This is a genomic window from Salinicola sp. LHM (assembly GCF_034479735.1).
GTDB classification, from domain to species: domain Bacteria; phylum Pseudomonadota; class Gammaproteobacteria; order Pseudomonadales; family Halomonadaceae; genus Salinicola; species Salinicola salarius.
This window is the reverse complement of sequence record NZ_CP140261.1, coordinates 1,616,256-1,634,267: the sequence shown is the minus strand read 5'-3', so window position 1 is coordinate 1,634,267 and position 18,012 is coordinate 1,616,256. Positions and strand designations below refer to the sequence as shown.

14 protein-coding genes are annotated in these 18,012 nt (G+C 62.9%); 10 read left to right on the top strand and 4 right to left on the bottom strand.

Annotation, left to right across the window (positions count from 1 at the left end):
- Nucleotides 1-13: 13 nt before the first annotated feature.
- The 4 genes from R5R73_RS07605 to R5R73_RS07590 all read right to left on the bottom strand — a co-directional run bounded on the left by R5R73_RS07605 (nucleotide 14) and on the right by R5R73_RS07590 (nucleotide 3,352).
- Entirely contained in the window at nucleotides 14-616 is a 603-nt protein-coding gene (locus R5R73_RS07605; protein ID WP_322529332.1) for a Maf family protein, read from the bottom strand.
- A 188-nt stretch (nucleotides 617-804) separates the two neighbouring features.
- The gene (gene mreD, locus R5R73_RS07600; protein WP_071232910.1) at nucleotides 805-1,284 is read right to left on the bottom strand and encodes a rod shape-determining protein MreD; all 480 of its coding nucleotides are present in this window, start codon (nucleotides 1,282-1,284) and stop codon (nucleotides 805-807) included.
- 2 nt (nucleotides 1,285-1,286) lie between these two features.
- Nucleotides 1,287-2,207 carry a rod shape-determining protein MreC gene (gene mreC / locus R5R73_RS07595; RefSeq protein WP_244179943.1) on the bottom strand — a complete coding sequence of 307 codons (921 nt, stop codon included), beginning with the start codon at nucleotides 2,205-2,207 and terminating at the stop codon, nucleotides 1,287-1,289.
- Nucleotides 2,208-2,314: 107 nt separating this feature from the next.
- Nucleotides 2,315-3,352, bottom strand: a complete 1,038-nt coding sequence (locus tag R5R73_RS07590) for a rod shape-determining protein (RefSeq protein WP_071232911.1) — start codon at nucleotides 3,350-3,352, stop codon at nucleotides 2,315-2,317.
- A 270-nt stretch (nucleotides 3,353-3,622) separates the two neighbouring features.
- Between R5R73_RS07590 and gatC the strand changes: the two genes are divergently transcribed.
- The 10 genes from gatC (at nucleotide 3,623) to R5R73_RS07540 (ending at nucleotide 17,814) form a co-directional block, all read left to right on the top strand.
- Nucleotides 3,623-3,913, top strand: coding sequence for an Asp-tRNA(Asn)/Glu-tRNA(Gln) amidotransferase subunit GatC (gene gatC, locus R5R73_RS07585; protein WP_071232912.1), 291 nt, complete (start codon nucleotides 3,623-3,625; stop codon nucleotides 3,911-3,913).
- 186 nt (nucleotides 3,914-4,099) lie between these two features.
- The gene (gatA, locus tag R5R73_RS07580) at nucleotides 4,100-5,557 is read left to right on the top strand and encodes an Asp-tRNA(Asn)/Glu-tRNA(Gln) amidotransferase subunit GatA (protein WP_322529331.1); all 1,458 of its coding nucleotides are present in this window, start codon (nucleotides 4,100-4,102) and stop codon (nucleotides 5,555-5,557) included.
- Nucleotides 5,557-7,008, top strand: coding sequence for an Asp-tRNA(Asn)/Glu-tRNA(Gln) amidotransferase subunit GatB (gene gatB / locus R5R73_RS07575; protein ID WP_322529330.1), 1,452 nt, complete (start codon nucleotides 5,557-5,559; stop codon nucleotides 7,006-7,008). Before gatA ends, gatB begins: the two co-directional genes overlap by 1 nt.
- Before the next feature lie 437 nt (nucleotides 7,009-7,445).
- Complete coding sequence (locus R5R73_RS07570) at nucleotides 7,446-9,986, top strand: EAL domain-containing protein (protein ID WP_322529329.1); 2,541 nt, start codon at nucleotides 7,446-7,448, stop codon at nucleotides 9,984-9,986.
- Between the two features lie 131 nt (nucleotides 9,987-10,117).
- Nucleotides 10,118-12,088: a diguanylate cyclase gene (locus R5R73_RS07565; protein ID WP_322529328.1), complete on the top strand. Its 1,971-nt coding sequence runs from the start codon at nucleotides 10,118-10,120 to the stop codon at nucleotides 12,086-12,088.
- 175 nt (nucleotides 12,089-12,263) lie between these two features.
- Entirely contained in the window at nucleotides 12,264-13,130 is an 867-nt protein-coding gene (locus R5R73_RS07560) for an FAS1-like dehydratase domain-containing protein (RefSeq protein ID WP_247643312.1), read from the top strand.
- Nucleotides 13,127-14,296, top strand: coding sequence for an acyl-CoA dehydrogenase family protein (locus tag R5R73_RS07555; protein ID WP_110635871.1), 1,170 nt, complete (start codon nucleotides 13,127-13,129; stop codon nucleotides 14,294-14,296). The genes R5R73_RS07560 and R5R73_RS07555 overlap by 4 nt, the downstream gene beginning before the upstream one ends.
- 24 nt (nucleotides 14,297-14,320) lie before the next feature.
- A complete protein-coding gene (locus R5R73_RS07550) occupies nucleotides 14,321-15,670 on the top strand; it encodes an MmgE/PrpD family protein (protein ID WP_322529327.1) in 1,350 nt (449 codons plus the stop codon).
- A gap of 49 nt (nucleotides 15,671-15,719) precedes the next feature.
- Complete coding sequence (locus tag R5R73_RS07545; protein WP_322529326.1) at nucleotides 15,720-16,919, top strand: CaiB/BaiF CoA-transferase family protein; 1,200 nt, start codon at nucleotides 15,720-15,722, stop codon at nucleotides 16,917-16,919.
- A 70-nt stretch (nucleotides 16,920-16,989) separates the two neighbouring features.
- A complete protein-coding gene (locus R5R73_RS07540) occupies nucleotides 16,990-17,814 on the top strand; it encodes a CoA ester lyase (protein ID WP_322529325.1) in 825 nt (274 codons plus the stop codon).
- The last annotated feature ends 198 nt before the right edge of the window (nucleotides 17,815-18,012 follow it).

Below are 18,012 nucleotides of genomic sequence, written 5' to 3'. Positions count from 1 at the left end.
GCCGTGCTCGGGATTATGACACAGCCCCGACACCATCCCACAAGGCGATGCCCTGAGCGCGCAGGAGTCCCGCCGTCTCGTAAAGCGGCAGCCCGACGACCGCCGAATAGCTTCCTTCCAGACGCTCGACGAAGATTGCGGCGCGGCCCTGTATCGCGTAACCGCCGGCCTTGTCCGCCGGCTCTCCCGTCGCCCAGTAGGCGGCCATTTCCGCCTCGTCGATGCGGCGCATGGACACCCGAGTGGCAACGAGACAGTCACGCATACCGTGGGCGCCGATCACTGCCACGGCCGAGAGCACGCGATGGGTCCGCCCGGACAGCGCCGCCAGCATCTCGCGGGCGTGCGTCTCGTCGTTCGGCTTGCCGAAGATGGCGTTGTCGCAGACCACCACAGTGTCCGCGCCCAGCGTCGGCAACGAACTGCCGACGTGGCCCGCCTCGGCCTTCTCGCGGGCCAGCCGGGAAACGAAATCCTCGGGCGACTCGCCCTCGCGGCGCGACTCGTCGATATCCGTGGGCGCCACCTCCACCGCCACACCGATCGATGAGAGCAGCTCGCGCCGGCGCGGCGAGGCCGATGCCAGGCGCAGCATGGGAATAGCGGTAGAAAGCATCCGAAGGCTCCAGGTGAAGACAGACCGAGGAAACGCTGTATCAATCGTCGAGCAGGATGAAGTGGACGGCACTCCATCGCAAAACGCCCGGAGCGCAGCAACCGGAGCCTAGGGGATATAGGTGAGAATTCCGGTCGGGCTGGCGCTCCAGCATCGCTTCGCCTGCGCAGACATTTAGGCAGTGTTTTCTAACCGATCCCCAGCCGGCGCCGCACCACCTGCATCATGGTGAAGAGCCACGGCCACAGCAGCCCGCCGATCAGTGCCGGCAGCAGGAATTCCAGGCTGACGGAGATCGGCCCGAAGATCGTGCGCAGCCACTGCTCCACCAGCTGCGCGATACCCAGGAGGATGAACACCAGCACCGCCTGCTGCCAGATCGAGTAGACCCGGAAGCGCTGATAGAGCAGCAAGAAGAGATAGGCCAACAGCGAGAGCACCAGCGCATTCTGCCCCAGCGGCGCGCCCTCGATCAGGTCGAGCATCAGGCCCAGCACGAACCCATGCAGCACGCCGACCCGCTGCGGCGTGGCGACACACCAGTAGGCCAGCAACACGCCCAGCCAGTCCGGACGCCATACCAGCCAGGCATCCGGCAGCGGCATCACCTGCAGGCAAAGCGCCAGCAGCAGCGTGAACCAGACGAAGAGATAACCGAACGGGCCCATGTTCACTCCTGCTCCGTCGACTGCAGCATCAGCGCTGCGGTCAACGCCTCTTCACTGATACGGTTGGCGTCGGGATGCGCCGGATCCCCCGGCCAGACCACCTGCCGCGCCATACGCTCCGGTCCGTCCAGCTTCACCTCGGGTCGCTCGGGGGGAAACAGCAGCAGGAAATAGCGCGATCGCTCCGGCTGGGCAATCGGCTCGGCCGACACCTCCATGAATGCCTGGCTCGACTCGCGCTTGACTTCATCCACCCGGGCCACCGGATATCCCTGCGGGAAACGCCCTCCCAGGCCGGAGGTCACCAGCAGGTCGCCTTCGCGGATGTCCGCCGTGGCCGGCACGCTGGGGATATTGAGCGTATCGAGTTGACCGGTGCCCTGGGCGATGAAGCGCAGACCGTTACGATTGATCTCCACCGGCACGGCGTGGTTGGCGTCGGCCACCATCAGCACGCGGCTGGTATAGGCGGATACCGACACTACCTGACCGATCAGCCCCGAGGCATCCATCACCGGCTGGCCGATGTAGACACTGTCGCGGCGACCGCGATTGATCACCATCTGCTGGGTGAACGGATCGGAGTCCAGCGACAAAAGCTCGGCGGTGATATAGGGCACGTCGGCAGGATTGGGCGCGTTCAGCAGCTCGCGCAGATGGATGTTCTCGGCGGTCAGGCTCGCCATGCGCTGCACGCGGTTGGAGAGCGTCAGCAACTGCTCGCGCAGCCGCCCGTTCTCGTCGATCAGCGCCTGCTGATCGGAGATCGCCATGGCGCTCCAGCGCACACCCTCGCTCGGCAGCGCCACCAGCCACTGAATGGGCGCCACGACCGTGGTCAAATGAGAACGTGCCGTCTCCACCGCACTGAAGCGATGTTCGGCAAACATCAGCCCGAATGCCAGTACCGCACACAACAGCATGCGGTACGTCGGTATCGGGCCGTAGGAAAACAGCGGTTTGATAGGCCTCACCCCCATCTACCGAGGACGGATGGCGCCACCGGTGGCGTCATCCGTCGCGGCTGGCCTCAATCGCTGGAGAGCAGTTCGAAGGTATGCTGATCGATCATCTCGAGCGCCTTGCCGCCACCGCGTGCCACGCAGGTCAGCGGATCCTCGGCGATGATGACCGGCAGGCCGGTTTCCTCGGCGATCAGCTTGTCGATGTCCCGCAACAGGGCCCCGCCACCGGTCAGCACCAGGCCACGTTCGGCGATATCCGAGGCAAGCTCCGGCGGCGACTGCTCCAGCGCACTCTTGACCGCGGTCACGATGGACGCCAGCGGCTCCTGCAGCGCATCGAGAATCTCGTGGGAGTTGAGCGTGAAGCTGCGCGGAATGCCCTCGGCCAAATTGCGGCCGCGCACATCGATCTCGCGCAGCTCGCCACCGGGATAGGCACACCCGACCTCTTCCTTGATCCGCTCCGCCGTGGCTTCACCGATCAGGCTGCCGTAGTGACGGCGCACGTAGGAAGTAATTGCCTCGTCGAAGCGGTCGCCACCCACACGCACGGATTCGGAATAGACCACCCCGTTGAGCGAAATGATCGCGATCTCGGTCGTGCCACCACCGATATCGACGACCATCGATCCCTGGGCTTCCTCGACTGGCAGACCGGCACCGATCGCGGCAGCCATCGGCTCCTCGATCAGATAGACATCGCGCGCCCCGGCGCCCTCGGCGGACTCCTTGATCGCGCGGCGCTCGACCTGCGTCGACATGCAGGGAACGCACACCAGCACGCGCGGGCTGGGAGTCAGGAAGGTGCTCTGGTGAACCTTGCGTATGAAGTGCTGCAGCATCTGCTCGGTAACGGTGAAGTCAGCAATCACGCCATCCTTCATCGGACGGATGGCGGTAATGTTACCGGGCGTGCGCCCCAGCATCCGCTTGGCGTCGAGACCGACGGCCGCAACACTGCGCATGTTGCCGGATTGGCGAATCGCCACAACGGAGGGTTCGTCCAGGACGATACCGCGACCGCGGACGTAAATCAGCGTGTTGGCGGTTCCCAGATCGATCGACAGATCGCTCGAGAACAGCCCCCGTAAACGTTTAAACATGGAAACTTTTACCTAGTCCAGACCGGAACCCTGTGCGGACGCAAACGGTATCACCGTGGGGGTAAAGCAGCAAGCGCGAGCCTGCCAGAGGGGGCGCGAATATGATAATGTCTCCTCCATTTCTTGACGTGGCGAACAGGAAGTCGCGAACCTTCGCGACCTTTTTTGCGACGAACGCTCAGAGACGAATCGTTCCGGAGACGCAACCGCCGCCGATGCGGCGTCTCCGACACCAACGACGCGATGTCCCAACGAGAGGACCTTCACTACATGGCAATCGAACACGCAGACGTGTTGCGCGCAGCGCACCTGGCACGCCTGGGCCTCAACAGCGACGCCGAAGCTGCCGGCTATGTCGACGATCTGACCCGGATCCTGGAAATGGTCGACCGCCTGCAGGCCGTGGACACCGACGGCGTAGCCCCTTTGTCTCACCCGCTCGACGCCACTCAGCGTCTGCGACCGGACGAAGTCACCGAGACCAACCAGCGCGAAGCCTTCCAGGCCTGTGCGCCGGAAACGGCCGATGGCCTCTATCTGGTACCGCGCGTCGTCGAATAAGTTCGACGCTGTGAACAGCCGAATAAGTTCGACGCCGTGAATAGCCGAATGCGTTCGACGTCATGAACCGACAAACGAGCTCGACGCCGATGGCGAGACGACCAGGTTCGGCGCCACTTCTTCGATGGGCCGGCACCGTTTGTCACCCATTCTGCGTAGCGATTTGATTCAGGGAACTGCGACCCCATGCACCATATGACGCTCACGGAGCTCGCCAAAGGGCTCAAGGCCGGCGACTTTTCCAGTCGAGAGCTGACCACCAGCCTGCTCGACCGCATCGAGCGGCTGGATGGCGACATCAACAGCTTCATCACCGTCACTCGTGACCAGGCGCTGAGCGCCGCCGATGCCGCCGACCAGGCCCGCGCCAAGGGCGATTCACGGCCGCTCGCCGGTCTGCCCCTGGCGATCAAGGACATCTTCTGCACCCAGGGCATCCGCACCAGTTGCGGTTCGAAGATGCTCGACAACTTCCAGGCGCCCTACAACGCCACCGTCGTCGAGAAGCTCGAGGCCGCCGGCATGATCAGCCTCGGCAAGACCAACATGGACGAGTTCGCCATGGGCTCGTCGAACGAATCGAGCTTCTACGGCCCGGTGAAGAACCCGTGGGACCGTACCGCCGTGCCGGGCGGCTCGTCCGGTGGCAGCGCCGCCGCCATCGCCGCCGGATTCGCCCCCGCCGCGCTGGGCACCGACACCGGCGGTTCGATTCGCCAGCCCGCCGCTTTCTGCGGCATTACCGGCCTCAAGCCGACCTACGGCCGTGTCTCCCGCTACGGCATGATCGCGTTCGCCTCGAGCCTCGACCAGGGCGGCCCGATGGCCCGGAGCGCGGAGGACTGTGCCCTCCTGCTGGGTGCCATCGCCGGGCATGACCTGCGCGACTCCACCAGCGTCGCCCGCGTGGTGCCGGACTATCTCGCCGAACTGGACGCCCCGCTGGACGGCCTCAAGATCGGCCTGCCCAAGGAGTATTTCGGCAACGGGCTCGATACCGAGGTCGAAAGCGCCATCCGCGAGGCGATTCGCGTCTACGAATCCCTGGGCGCCAAGGTGTGCGAGGTGAGCCTGCCGCACACGCATCTGGCCGTTCCGGCCTACTACGTCATCGCCCCGGCGGAAGCCTCCTCCAACCTCTCGCGCTACGACGGCGTGCGCTTCGGCCATCGCTGCGAGAACCCGGCCGACCTCGAGGATCTCTACAAGCGTACCCGCGCCGAAGGCTTCGGTGACGAGGTCAAGCGCCGCATCCTGATCGGCACCCACACCCTGTCCGAGGGCTTCTTCGACGCGTACTACCGCAAGGCGCAGCAGGTTCGCCGCCTGATCCGGCAGGACTTCCTCGATGCTTTCGAAGAGGTCGACGTCCTGATGGGGCCGGCCGCACCGACGACGGCGTTCGACCTGGGCGCCAAGAAAGACCCGGTCTCGATGTACCTGCAGGACATCTATACCATCGCCATCAACCTGGCCGGCATTCCGGGCATCAGCGTGCCGGCCGGGTTCGCTGGCAAACGCCCAATCGGCCTGCAGATCCTCGGCCAGCATTTCGCCGAAAGCCAACTGCTCAACGTGGCGCACCAGTTCCAGCAGGCGACGGACTGGCACCGTCGGCACCCGACCGATCAGGAGACAACCTAATGCAGTGGGAAACCGTCATCGGGTTGGAAGTCCACGTCCAGCTCGCCACCCAATCCAAGATCTTCTCCGGCGCCTCGACCGCCTTTGGCGCCGAGCCCAACACCCAGGCCTGCGCCATCGATCTGGGCCTGCCGGGCGTGCTGCCGGTATTGAATGAAGGCGCCGTGGCGATGGCCGTCCAGTTCGGCCTGGCGATCAATGCCGAGATCCCCGAGACCTCGCTGTTCGAGCGCAAGAACTACTTCTACCCCGACCTGCCCAAGGGCTACCAGACCAGCCAGATGGCCCAACCCATCGTCGGCAAGGGCGAAGTGGAAATCGTGCTGGATGACGATGTCCGCAAGCGCATTCGCATCCATCACGCCCATCTGGAGGAGGACGCCGGCAAATCTCTGCATGAAGACTTTCATGGCATGAGTGGCATCGACTTGAACCGCGCCGGCACGCCGCTTCTCGAGATCGTCTCCGAGCCGGACATGCGCTCGGCCAAAGAAGCGGTGGCCTACATCCGTGCGATTCATGCCATCGTCACCTATCTCGGCATTTCCGACGGCAACATGGCCGAAGGCTCGATGCGCTGCGACGTCAACGTCTCGGTCCGACCCAAGGGTCAGGAGACCCTCGGCACCCGCGCCGAGATCAAGAACGTCAACTCCTTCCGCTTCGTCGAGCGCGCGATCGAATTCGAGGTCGAGCGCCAGATCGAGCTGATCGAGGACGGCGGCAAGGTCGTTCAGGAAACCCGGCTCTACGACCCTGACCAGGACGAAACCCGCAGCATGCGGACCAAGGAGGAAGCCAATGACTACCGTTACTTCCCCTGCCCCGACCTGCTGCCGGTGATGCTCGACGAAGCCTACATCGAGCACCAGCGCTCGACGCTGCCGGAGCTGCCCACCGAGAAACGCAACCGTTTCGAAACCAGCCTGGGGCTTTCCACCTACGATGCCGACGTACTGTCATCGACGCGCCCGATGGCCGAATACTTCGAAGCCGTACTGGCCGTCTGCGGCGATGCCAAGCAGGCCGCCAACTGGGTCCAGGGCGAACTTTCCGGGCATCTCAACCGCGAAAATATCGACATCAGCAACAGCCCGGTGACGCCGGAACAGCTCGGCGGCCTGATCAGCCGCGTGCTCGACGACACCATCAACGGCAAGGCTGCCAAGCAGGTCTTCGCGGCATTGTGGAACAACGAAGGCGCGAGCGCCGACGAGATCATCGACGCCCGCGGCCTCAAGCAGGTCACGGATACCGGGGCCATCGAAGCGATGATCGATCAGGTGATCGCCGACAGCCCGGTCCAGGTCGCCCAGTACCGCGAAGCCGACCCGGAAAAGCGCGGCAAGATGATCGGCTACTTCGTCGGTCAGGTGATGAAAGCCTCTCGCGGTACCGCCAATCCGCAACAGGTCAATGGCCTGCTCAAGCAGAAACTCGACGACGCCTGAGCACTTCGATTGAACGACCCGAAGAAGCAAAGCCCATGGCACAAGCGCCATGGGCTTTTGCCGCCGACTTCGACTCACACCCAACCTCTCCTTTGGCCTTATCTCCAAGCTTCGCTATTGAAACTTTACGATACCAAATGTTGACTTATGTTACAGTCATGAGAGTGTTCCCGAAAAAGTATGAGAGGAAGAAGCCAGATAGATGAGCAAAGGCATGCACAATGTCCGCTTTTCCTTGAACATGCCCCGCTCCTCTACTGGTATTGTTTCCGACTAGTATCTTTTCCCCGCCTGGTATCGTTCCCGGCGAGATCCATATGCTTCTCAGCCTCGGCAAGTGCCGGCGCAAACCTCCTTGCCAGCCAACAATGACCAGACCATGCGAGGGAGGCAGTTTGAACCGTGTAAACAAAATAATGAACGCCAGCTTCACGCTCATGGAAACACAGCAGAATATCCACGACATGATCGCCAATCAGGCACCTTTGGAAAGCGTGTTGGAAACCCTTGCCAACTGGGTAGGCGATCTACTGCCGGGGTCAGTGGTCGCTTTCATGAGCTTTGATTCCGAACAACAAACGCTCAGCCTACTGCCGAATTCCCGATTTTCCAGTCGCTATTCAGAACGATTGCAAAACGTTCCCGTCGGTCTCGATCAGGCCTCCTTCGGCGCGGCAGCTGCTCGTCGTCAGGTCGTGATCACGGCGGATATTCAGGCCGACCCTTGCTGGCGGGCCTGGTCCGAAGAAGCGACCACTGAGGGCCTCAAGGCCTGCTGGTCGAGTCCGCTGATCACGTCACAAGGCGAGTTACTGGGGACTTTCGAGACGTACTATCGTGGCTACATGCCCGCCAACGAGACCTCGCAGAAACGCTTGCGGCAAGCGGCAGCACTGGTCACGCTGGCGTTCCTCCGCGACCGTGATACTCATCAGCATCGCACCCTGGCCGAGTGGCATCGCTCCTTGTTCGACAACCATCCGGATGGTGTCTACGAATTCGATCTGAAGGGGCGCTTCCAGCAGGGGAACGCCGCGCTGGAGCAGATCACCGGCTACCCGGTGGACGAGATGATCGGCCGCCACTTCGATGACTTCATCGCCACGGATTACCGAGAGCTGACCCAAGCGGCCTTCGATGCCGCCCGGAGTGGCGAATCCCGCCAGTATGAGACGATCGGCATCCACGCCAGTGGACGCACCTATCCTTTGGAGGTCATCAACTTTCCGGTCACCGTCGATGGGGAGATCGTGGGCGTCTACGGGATTTGCCACGACATCACCCGTCGCAAACGCCGGGAAGCCGACCTCAGACTCCTGCAACGCGGCATCGAGGCCAGCCCCGTCGGCATGGTGATGGTCGATGCGATCCAGACGGAAAGACCCATCGTTTATGCCAATGACGCCTTCTGTCATCTGACGGGTTACTCGCACGATCAGGTTCTCGGCAGGAACTGCCGCTTCCTGCAAGGGGAGCGAACCGATCCGGCGGCTGTCGAGACCATCCGCAAGGCTTTGCAGGCAAACACCGAAGTACAGGTCACCCTGCTCAACTATCGACAGGACGGTTCGACGTTCTGGAACCGCCTCACCGTTAGCCCCGTCACCGACGAACGGGGGCAGTGCACCCATTTCATCGGCACTCAGGAAGACATTACCCAGCATCGGGATCAGGAAGCGCAAATTGCCTATCAGGCGACCCACGATTTGCTCACCGGCTTGCCCAACAGAGCCTCATTGGACGCGCGCCTGGAACGGGAATACCGCAAAAGCCTCAAGCGCCAGAGCCCGTTGACCGTGATGTATCTCGATCTGGATGGTTTCAAGACCGTCAACGACGGCCTGGGGCATCCCGTCGGCAATCGCATGCTCGTCGCCGTCGCGGAACGGCTCCGCCAGTATGTGGCCGCCGGCGACATGCTGGCCCGTGTCGGTGGTGACGAATTCATTTTTCTGCTGCCGCACCTGCCTCACCATGACGCTGCGGCCGAGGCTGCGAAGAACATTCTCGAAGCTTTCGAGTCTCCCTTCGATATCGATGGAAAGATGCTGCATATCAGTACCAGCATCGGGCTCGCCTGTCGTGGCGCAGACACTCGGCGCGCGCAGGAACTGTTGCAATATGCCGACCTGGCCATGGAGGGCGCGAAACGCCAGGGGCGCAATACCTGGCAGTGGTATCAAGGTGGTGGCAACGAGAGCACGGGCGAGTATGTATTGATGCGCCACGATATCCAGATGGCGCTGCGTGAAGGTCAGTTCGAGCTTTTCTATCAGCCGGTCGTCGAGGCGACTACTGGCAGAATTCGCAGCGTCGAAGCCTTGATCCGCTGGCACCACCCGCTGCATGGGATGATATCTCCCGGCGTCTTCATTCCGGTGGCCGAACAGACCGGACAGATCATCGATATCGGTCGCTGGGTATTGCGTGAGGCCTGCCAGACGCTAGCCGACAGTCAAGCGCGAGGAGACCGAGTCGTTCCGGTTGCGGTCAACATATCGTCACTGCAGTTTCACCGCGACGGCTTTCTCGACGAGGTCAAACGCGTGCTCGACGAAACCGGATTGCCACCGAATCTGCTCGAGCTGGAAATGACCGAAAGTATTCTGCTGCAGAATGCCGAGAAGGTCATTGACCTGGTCACAGCGTTGCGCGCGATGGGCATCTCCATTGCCATCGACGATTTCGGTACTGGCTTTTCCAGCCTGAGCTACCTCCGTGATCTACCGATCCACAAGATCAAACTGGATCGCGCCTTCATCGAAGACATCCTGACATCCTCCCATAATGCCGCCATCGTCGAGGGCACCATCACCATGGCGCACCACATGGCATTGACGGTAGTAGCTGAAGGCATCGAGCAATCCACGCAGCAGAAAGACCTTTGCCAGCGTCGCTGCGATTATCTTCAGGGCTTCTTTTTCGCCAGGCCCATGCCCTGGAAGGAGTTACAGAGACTGCCCGATACGCTCCCCTGAACGGAAGAAACGACAAGACAACGATTGTCGATCGGGCGGCCGGACGGCCCTCGATCTGACTCGCGCCGGGTGCAGTGGCGTCATCGACTGCCGAGGCCAATAGCCCTCGTGGCATTTCGAGAGATCCATCCGTGAAAGTGAATGCGCTTTGCTCACGACTCATGCTAGCTATCGTCGTCCCCGTGATGTTGATCACGGCGTTTCTTTATCCGCTATCCTACGCCTATCTGGAGGCACGTATCGACGGAAGTCGAGTCGGTGCCCAGGCCATGCTGGAGAGCGGGCGAGAGGCTCTGCAAAGGCGGCTGAACGAATGTTTCGACGACATCGTGGCAACTTCCAGGATGCCATTGCTCAAATATTATCTCGATAGCGTCCAGACCAGGCAGTCGCCTTTCCCCTCCACGGCCCAGCAACTGACTGCCGAGCGGCTCGCATTGCTGTTCGACACCCTGCTTACGCATTCGGGGCGATACACCACGCTGATGCTGCTGAATACGCGCGGGCAGGAACTTCTTCATGTCAAGTATGGGAAGCGTCAGGACAAGCTTTCGACCGGCCGTTCTTACGCCGATTCGGTCTATTTCCAAGAAGCCATGCAACTGGCGCCTGGCGAGCTCTACATCTCCCCTCCCACCCGCCAGCCCAGCTATGAAAACGCGAATGACAGCGTGGTTCCGATCATCAGTATCGCCACGCCCGTCTTCGATAACGAGGGCCGACGCAAAGGGGTTTTGCTGTCTAGCGTCGACTGGCAATCCTTGACCACCGACATGCGACACGCGATGTCCATCGACAGCACGGCGCAGCCCATTCTCATCGATGGTCAAGGCAATTGGCTTCTTGCCAAAGCTTTTGGAACGACGACATTCGGCAGGAACTTCAAAGTAAAGTTTCCTGAACAATGGGAGTCGCTTTCGCAACAAGATCACGGCCAGGTAGAGATGGACGACCGTCTCCTGCTTTTCCAGACCATCGATATTCGGACTCGACAATACCGCAGTCTGGCCAGCGGGATTTACAGCACCCCATCCTACTATCCCTGGCAGCTAGGTATCCTGGTTTCCAAGCCTCGCCTGACCACCCTGTTCGATCAGGACGTACCCGTTCTGCTCATTTTCATGCTCTACGCCCTGGCCATTCTGCCAGGCATCGTCTGGGCCATCAGCAGCCATCGGCAGCAATTACTGAAGCGAGAAGCCCAGCAGTATGCCAAGGAAGTTCGCAATCTCTATGACTATGCGCCTTGCGGGTATCATTCGTTGAATGCGGAGGGGCGTGTCGTCCAGATGAACCGTACGGAACTCGAATGGCTGGGATACCGGGCCGAGGAAGTGATCGATCGGCTCGACTATAGCCATTTCATTACGCCTGAAACACGAGAGGCCTTCGAGGAAGCCTTTCAAGGCGTTCTGGGTCCCGACCAGGAAGGCTCGGCGGAATGTGCGCTGCGGACCCGAGCAGGTACCACCATTCCAGTGATCATTCAGGCCACGGCCTACAGAACCTCACGCGGCTTTGTGCATTCACGCGCCACGGTATTCGATCTCACCGAACGCAAGCAACTGGAGGAAACTCTGGCCCGCCAGGCCATGACCGATCCCCTCACCGGTCTCGGCAACCGTCGCTATCTGCAGGATCAAGCCGTCCAGGAGATTGCCCGGGCAGAGCGAAGCGGTGAACCGCTCGCGCTGATCGCGATAGATCTGGATCATTTCAAGCATATCAACGACACCTACGGCCACGATGTGGGTGACCGGGTGCTGCAAGCCTTTGCCGAGACGGGCCGTCAACTGCTGCGCGATGGCGACGTACTCTGCCGGATGGGCGGCGAAGAGTTTGCCGTACTGCTGGTCGATACCTCCCAGTCACAAGCGATACATATTGCCGAAAGGTTACGTCTGACCCTGGAAAACTCACCAGTGGAAGTCGATCCAGAGGTAACTGGAAATGGTTGGCTGCACTATACGGCGTCGCTGGGAGTGACGGCCATCCTGGTCGGCGAAACCTCTCTGAAGCCAGCCATCAAGCGTGCCGACCTGGGGCTTTATGCGGCTAAAGAGCAGGGACGCAACCGCGTACACTGGCAACCGGCTCAGTAACTCCCGGCAGAAGCCGGATCACGGACTCGACGATGCCTCTCGGCGGCGCACGGGCATGGAATACATCGAAAGTCGTATTCAGCAAAACCAAAGCCCCCTGCCACGAAAGACAGATATCCCGAGGAATCGAGTCCGGCCATGCTAGCGACACCTTACGAGACTGGTGGATCGCCTTATGCCCGACAGCATGACCGACAACACGCTCGAACGCTGGATCGGCAACCGGGAACAGAGCACGGATCATCTCGACAGTGCGCTGGTCGCCCGCGTCGCCGCCACCTTCGGCAAGCCCTGCCCGGCCCCGGGCGAACCCTTGCCGCCGCTGTGGCACTGGGCCTTCTTCCAGAACCCGCTCCCTGGCGATCAGTTGGGCGGCGACGGCCATCCGACCCGCGGCGGCTTTCTGCCCCCGGCAGACGACCGCAACCGCATGTGGGCCGGCGGACGCCTCGAGTTCCTGACGCCGCTGAAAGCGGGCATCGAAGCCGAGCGTGTCTCCACGGTGACCGATATCCAGGAAAAACATGGCCGCACCGGCTCGCTGCTGTTCGTGACCGTGCAGCACGATTATCGTCAGGCCGGCGAGCTCGCCATCCGCGAAGAACAGGACATCGTCTACCGTCAGCCGGCCCCGCCCAAGCTGTCGCTCGACGAGCCGATGCCGGACGCGGACTGGTCTCAGACCATCGAGCCCGATCCGGTTCTGCTGTTCCGCTACTCGGCGGTCACCTTCAACGGCCACCGGATTCATTACGACTGGCCCTACGTCACCGAAACCGAGGGGTATCCGGGCCTCGTGGTGCATGGGCCGCTGATCGCCACGCTCCAGTTGCAAGCCTTCTGCGAGGCCAACCCCCAAGCTCGCCCTAAGCGCATGCAGTATCGCGGACTGCGCCCGCTGATCGCCAACAAGCCGTTTCAGACCACCGGACGGATAACCGGTGTCGGCCGTGCCGAGTTGACGGCCGGCAACGAAGACGGACCGGCCCATCGCGCCACGGTTGAATTCAATAACACTGAAGATCAGGAGTCTCGATCATGAGTCTCGACCTTATCGACCACGAGGCGCTGGAAGCGATCCGCGACGGCGTGCGCAGCCTGTGCCAGCAGTACGATGGCGAATACTGGCGTCAGATCGACGAAGTCCAGGGCTTCCCCGAGAAGTTCGTGACCGAACTGACCGAAGCCGGCTGGCTCGGTGCGATGATCCCCGAGGCGTTCGGCGGCTCCGGCCTGGGGCTGACCGAGGCCAGCGTGATCCTCGAAGAGGTCAACCGCTGCGGCGGCAACGCCGGCTTCGTGCACGGCCAGATGTACAACATGGCGACGCTGCTCAAGCACGGCAGCGAGGCCCAGAAGAGTGCGATACTGCCCAAACTCGCCAGCGGCGAGCTCCGCCTGCAGTCGATGGGCGTTACCGAGCCCACCACCGGCACCGACACCACCAAGATCAAGACCACGGCGGTGAAGCGCGGCGACAAGTACGTGATCAACGGCCAGAAGGTGTGGATCTCGCGCATCCAGCATTCGGACCTGATGATTCTGCTCGCCCGCACCACGCCGCTGGCCGAGGTCAAGCGCAAGTCGGAAGGGATGTCGATCTTCCTGGTCGACCTGCACCAGGCGATCGGCAACGGCATGACGGTCCAGCCGATCGCCAACATGGTCGGCCACGAGACCAACGAGCTGTTCTTCGACAATCTCGAGCTGCCGGCAGATAGCCTGATCGGCGAGGAAGGCAAGGGCTTCCGCTACATCCTCGATGGTCTCAACGCCGAGCGAACCTTGATCGCCGCCGAGTGCATCGGCGATGGCCGCTGGTTCATCGACAAGGCCAGCCGCTACGCCAACGAGCGCATCGTCTTCGACCGGCCGATCGGCAAGAACCAGGGCGTGCAGTTCCCCATCGCCGAGGCGCATATCGAGGTGGAAGCCGCCGACCTGATGCGCTGGCGCGCCTGCCAGGAGTTCGATGCCGGTCTGCCGGCCGGGGCCAGCGCCAACATGGCCAAGTACCTGGCAGCCAAGGCGTCCTGGGAAGCCGCCAACGTCTGCCTGCAGACCCACGGCGGGTTCGGCTTCGCCACCGAGTACGACGTCGAGCGCAAGTTCCGCGAGACCCGGCTCTATCAGGTCGCGCCGATCTCCACCAACCTGATTCTCTCCTACGTGGCCGAGCATCTGCTCGATCTGCCACGTTCGTTCTGACGCCGTAACCGCGAGGGAATGACCATGGATGCTACCCGAACCCTGGCCGCGTTTCTGGCCGAACTCCGCTACGAGCAACTGCCCGGCCATGTCGTCGAACGCTGCCAGGCGCTCTACCTCGACTGGCTGGGCTCGGCCCTGGCGGGCAAGGATCACGCGCCGATCCCGCTGTTCGAGCGCTACAGCCAGATCATGGGCCCGAGCGACGGCGGCAGCCAGCAGCTGACCGACCGCCGCATGACGTCGCCCCACTTTGCTGCCTTCGTCAATGCCGCCGCCTCGCATGTGGTCGAGCAGGACGACCTGCACAATAGCTCTGTACTCCACCCCGCCACCGTGGTGTTCCCCGCCGCGCTGGCGACTGCCCAGGATCTGGGCTGTAGTGGCCAGGACCTGATCACTGCCGCCGTCGCCGGTTACGAAGCGGGGATTCGGGTCGGCGAGTTTCTCGGCCGCTCCCACTACCGCATCTTCCATACCACCGGCACCGCCGGCACCCTGGCAGCCGCCGTGGCCGCGGGCAAGCTGATGGAACTCGATACCGACGGCTTCGTGAACCTGCTTGGCAGCGCCGGCACCCAGGCCGCCGGGCTGTGGGAATTCCTGCGCGACGCCGCCGACTCCAAGCAGCTCCACACTGCCAAGGCCGCGTCCGACGGCCTGCTCGCCGCCTACATGACCCACAGCGGCCTGACGGGCGCCCGGCATGTTCTCGAAGGCCCCCAAGGCATGGCTGCCGGCATGTCCACCGATGCCGATCTCGACCGGCTGACGGATCGGCTCGGCGAACGCTGGGCGCTGGTCGAGACCTCGTTCAAGTTTCATGCCTCCTGCCGACACACCCACCCGGCAGCGGACGCCTTGCTGGCCCTGATGCAGCGAGAAGCCCTGGCTCATGACGATATCGAAACCGTCACGGCCAGAGTGCATCAGGCCGCGATCGACGTACTCGGCCCCGTGACCGACCCTCGCACCATTCACCAGGCCAAGTTCTCGATGGGTAGCGTGCTGGGGCTGATCGCCGTCCACGGCGATGCCAGCCTGGCCAGCTTCCGCGACCATGCGCTGCAGGACGAGGCCGTAGCCGACTTCCGCCGGCGGGTGTCGATGGTGCTGAACCCTGAGGTGGATGCGGCCTACCCGCGCCGCTGGCTGGGCCGGATCGACGTCACGACCCGCGACGGCCGCCAGTTGAGCGCAGCGATCGACGAACCCAAGGGCGACCCGGGCAACACCCTGAGCCGGGACGAACTGGAGGCCAAGTTCCGCCGTCTCGTGACGTTCTCGGGCGCGGCCAGTGACGATGAAACCGCCAAACTGATCGCCCATGCCTGGAACCTGCCGGCGCTCGACCGTCTCGAGCCGCTGCTGTGACCCGGCTCCTTACCCCTATCGAATTTCCGCTTTCCGGACAGGATCTGCCATGACTGCTCATCCCCCTCGTCCATTGGACGGCATCACCGTGGTCAGCCTCGAGCACGCCATAGCCGCGCCTTTCTGCACACGGCAACTCGCCGATCAGGGCGCTAGAGTCATCAAGATCGAGCGCCCCGGCGTCGGCGACTTCGCCCGCGGCTACGACGAGCGCGTCCACGGTCTCTCCTCGCACTTCGTCTGGACCAACCGGTCGAAGGAGAGCCTGACGCTCAACCTCAAGCACGACGCTGCCGAACCGATTCTCTCCGATTTGCTCGCGGAAGCCGACGTGCTGGTGCAGAACCTGGCGCCGGGCGCCGCCGCCCGCATGGGGCTCGACTTCGACACGCTGCATGCGCAGTTTCCGCGCCTGATCGTGTGCGATATCTCCGGTTACGGCGAGGGCGGCCCCTACGAGACGAAGAAAGCCTACGACCTGCTGATCCAGAGCGAAGCGGGCTTTCTCTCCGTCACTGGCGGCCCGGGGCCGGACGAAATGGCCAAGGCGGGCTGTTCGGTCGCCGACATCGCCGCCGGCATGTACGCCTACAGCAACATCCTCTCGGCATTGCTGCTGCGCGGGCGTACCGGAGAAGGCTCTCACATCGACGTCTCGATGCTGGAGAGCCTGGTCGAATGGATGGGCTACCCAATGTACTACGCCTTCGACGGCGCAACCCCGCCGCCTCGTGCCGGCGCGTCCCACTCGACGATCTATCCCTACGGCCCCTTCCCCACCGGCGACGGCGGCACGGTCATGCTCGGTCTGCAGAACGAGCGCGAATGGCAGCTGTTCTGCGAGAAGGTACTGGAGCAACCGGCGCTGGCCCGGGACGAGCGCTTCGATGCCAACTTCAAGCGCTCCGAGAATCGTGCCGCGCTGCGCGCGCTGATCGACGAAGTCTTTGCCGAACTCAGCGCAGAGCAGGTGATCGAGCGTCTCGAAAGCGCTCAGATCGCCAACGCCCACGTCAACGACATGGCGGGCGTGTGGCAGCATCCGCAGCTGGCGGCGCGGGATCGCTGGCGTAGCGTGATGACGCCCGGCGGAGAGGTGCCGGCAGCGCTGCCGCCCGGACGCAACGCGGCATACGAGCCGCGCATGGATGCCGTCCCCGCGCTCGGCCAGCATAGCGAGGCCATTCTCAAGCAACTGGGCTATGCCGACGAGGACGTGGACAAGCTGCGCCAGGCCGGTACGATCTGAGCGGACCGACGGGTTATCCCTCTATAGCCTTCGCCTTCGTCCTCATCCGCTCACACAAGGAAATGCGCCCATGACCTCGACCACCCTGCCCCGCTCGGCACTGTTCGTGCCGGCCAATCGTCCCGAACGCATCCCCAAGGCGCTCGACAGCGGCGCCGACATCGTCATCGTCGACCTGGAAGATGCCGTCGCCCCCGAAGCCAAGCCGGAAGCGCGACGCGCGCTGGAAGCCTTCCTCGACCAGGCGCCGGAAAAGGCCGTCTGGGTGCGCATCAATGCCGCCGATACCGCCGATTTCGACGCGGATCTGGCGCTGTGCCGGGATCGGCCCGGCATCGCCGGCCTCGTCGTGCCCAAGGCGGAGACGACCGAGGCACTCGCCCAGGCTGGCACCCTGGGATTGGCGCTGATGCCACTGATCGAAAGCGCCAGGGGCTTGCAGGCACTGCCCGAGCTCGCCCGCTCTCCCGGCGTCGTGCAGTTGAGCTTCGGCGCGCTGGACCTCGGCCTGGATCTGGGGATCGAGCCGGGTAGCGAAGGCGGCGACTGGATCTTGAATCAGGCCCGCTATCAACTGTTGTTGCAATCGCGCCTGGCCGGGCTCGCGGCACCGATCGAAACCGTACACCCCGAATTTCGCGACATGGCCGTCGTCGAACGCGCTGCCGGGCTGGCCGTCGAGATGGGTTTCAGCGGCATGCTCTGCATTCATCCGCGTCAGGTCGCGATGGTCAACGATGCTTTCCAGCCCACCGTCGACCAGTTGGCCTGGGCGACACGCGTGCTCGAAGCTGCCGAACGCGACGCTGGCGCAGGCCAGATCGACGGCCAGATGATCGATGCGCCGGTCATGGCCCGTGCCCGCCGGCTCATCGCCACCGCGAAACGGGACTGAACCCGGATTTTGCCGGAAGTCGGGAGGAGTATTTCCGTTCGACTTCCGGCTCTTCGAACGTCCGGCTCTCCACGCAACGGGGACGACGGTCAATTTCCGTCACGAGACGTTTTTCCACCAGCGCAACCTGCCGGAATATTTTCGATTCCCCTCGGCTCATCAACCCCGCATTTAGATCGACGACAATACCGGCGACGC

Bases quoted from the DNA above. Each gene is read 5' to 3' on its own strand.
- gatA (WP_322529331.1), top strand. From the start codon at position 4,100: ATGCACCATATGACGCTCACGGAGCTCGCCAAAGGGCTCAAGGCCGGC.
- R5R73_RS07570 (WP_322529329.1), top strand. From the start codon at position 7,446: ATGGAAACACAGCAGAATATCCACGACATGATCGCCAATCAGGCACCT.
- R5R73_RS07555 (WP_110635871.1), top strand. From the start codon at position 13,127: ATGAGTCTCGACCTTATCGACCACGAGGCGCTGGAAGCGATCCGCGAC.
- mreC (WP_244179943.1), bottom strand. From the start codon at position 2,207: ATGCTGTTGTGTGCGGTACTGGCATTCGGGCTGATGTTTGCCGAACAT.
- R5R73_RS07550 (WP_322529327.1), top strand. From the start codon at position 14,321: ATGGATGCTACCCGAACCCTGGCCGCGTTTCTGGCCGAACTCCGCTAC.
- gatC (WP_071232912.1), top strand. From the start codon at position 3,623: ATGGCAATCGAACACGCAGACGTGTTGCGCGCAGCGCACCTGGCACGC.
- R5R73_RS07590 (WP_071232911.1), bottom strand. From the start codon at position 3,352: ATGTTTAAACGTTTACGGGGGCTGTTCTCGAGCGATCTGTCGATCGAT.
- R5R73_RS07540 (WP_322529325.1), top strand. From the start codon at position 16,990: ATGACCTCGACCACCCTGCCCCGCTCGGCACTGTTCGTGCCGGCCAAT.
- mreD (WP_071232910.1), bottom strand. From the start codon at position 1,284: ATGGGCCCGTTCGGTTATCTCTTCGTCTGGTTCACGCTGCTGCTGGCG.
- gatB (WP_322529330.1), top strand. From the start codon at position 5,557: ATGCAGTGGGAAACCGTCATCGGGTTGGAAGTCCACGTCCAGCTCGCC.
- R5R73_RS07545 (WP_322529326.1), top strand. From the start codon at position 15,720: ATGACTGCTCATCCCCCTCGTCCATTGGACGGCATCACCGTGGTCAGC.
- R5R73_RS07560 (WP_247643312.1), top strand. From the start codon at position 12,264: ATGCCCGACAGCATGACCGACAACACGCTCGAACGCTGGATCGGCAAC.
- R5R73_RS07605 (WP_322529332.1), bottom strand. From the start codon at position 616: ATGCTTTCTACCGCTATTCCCATGCTGCGCCTGGCATCGGCCTCGCCG.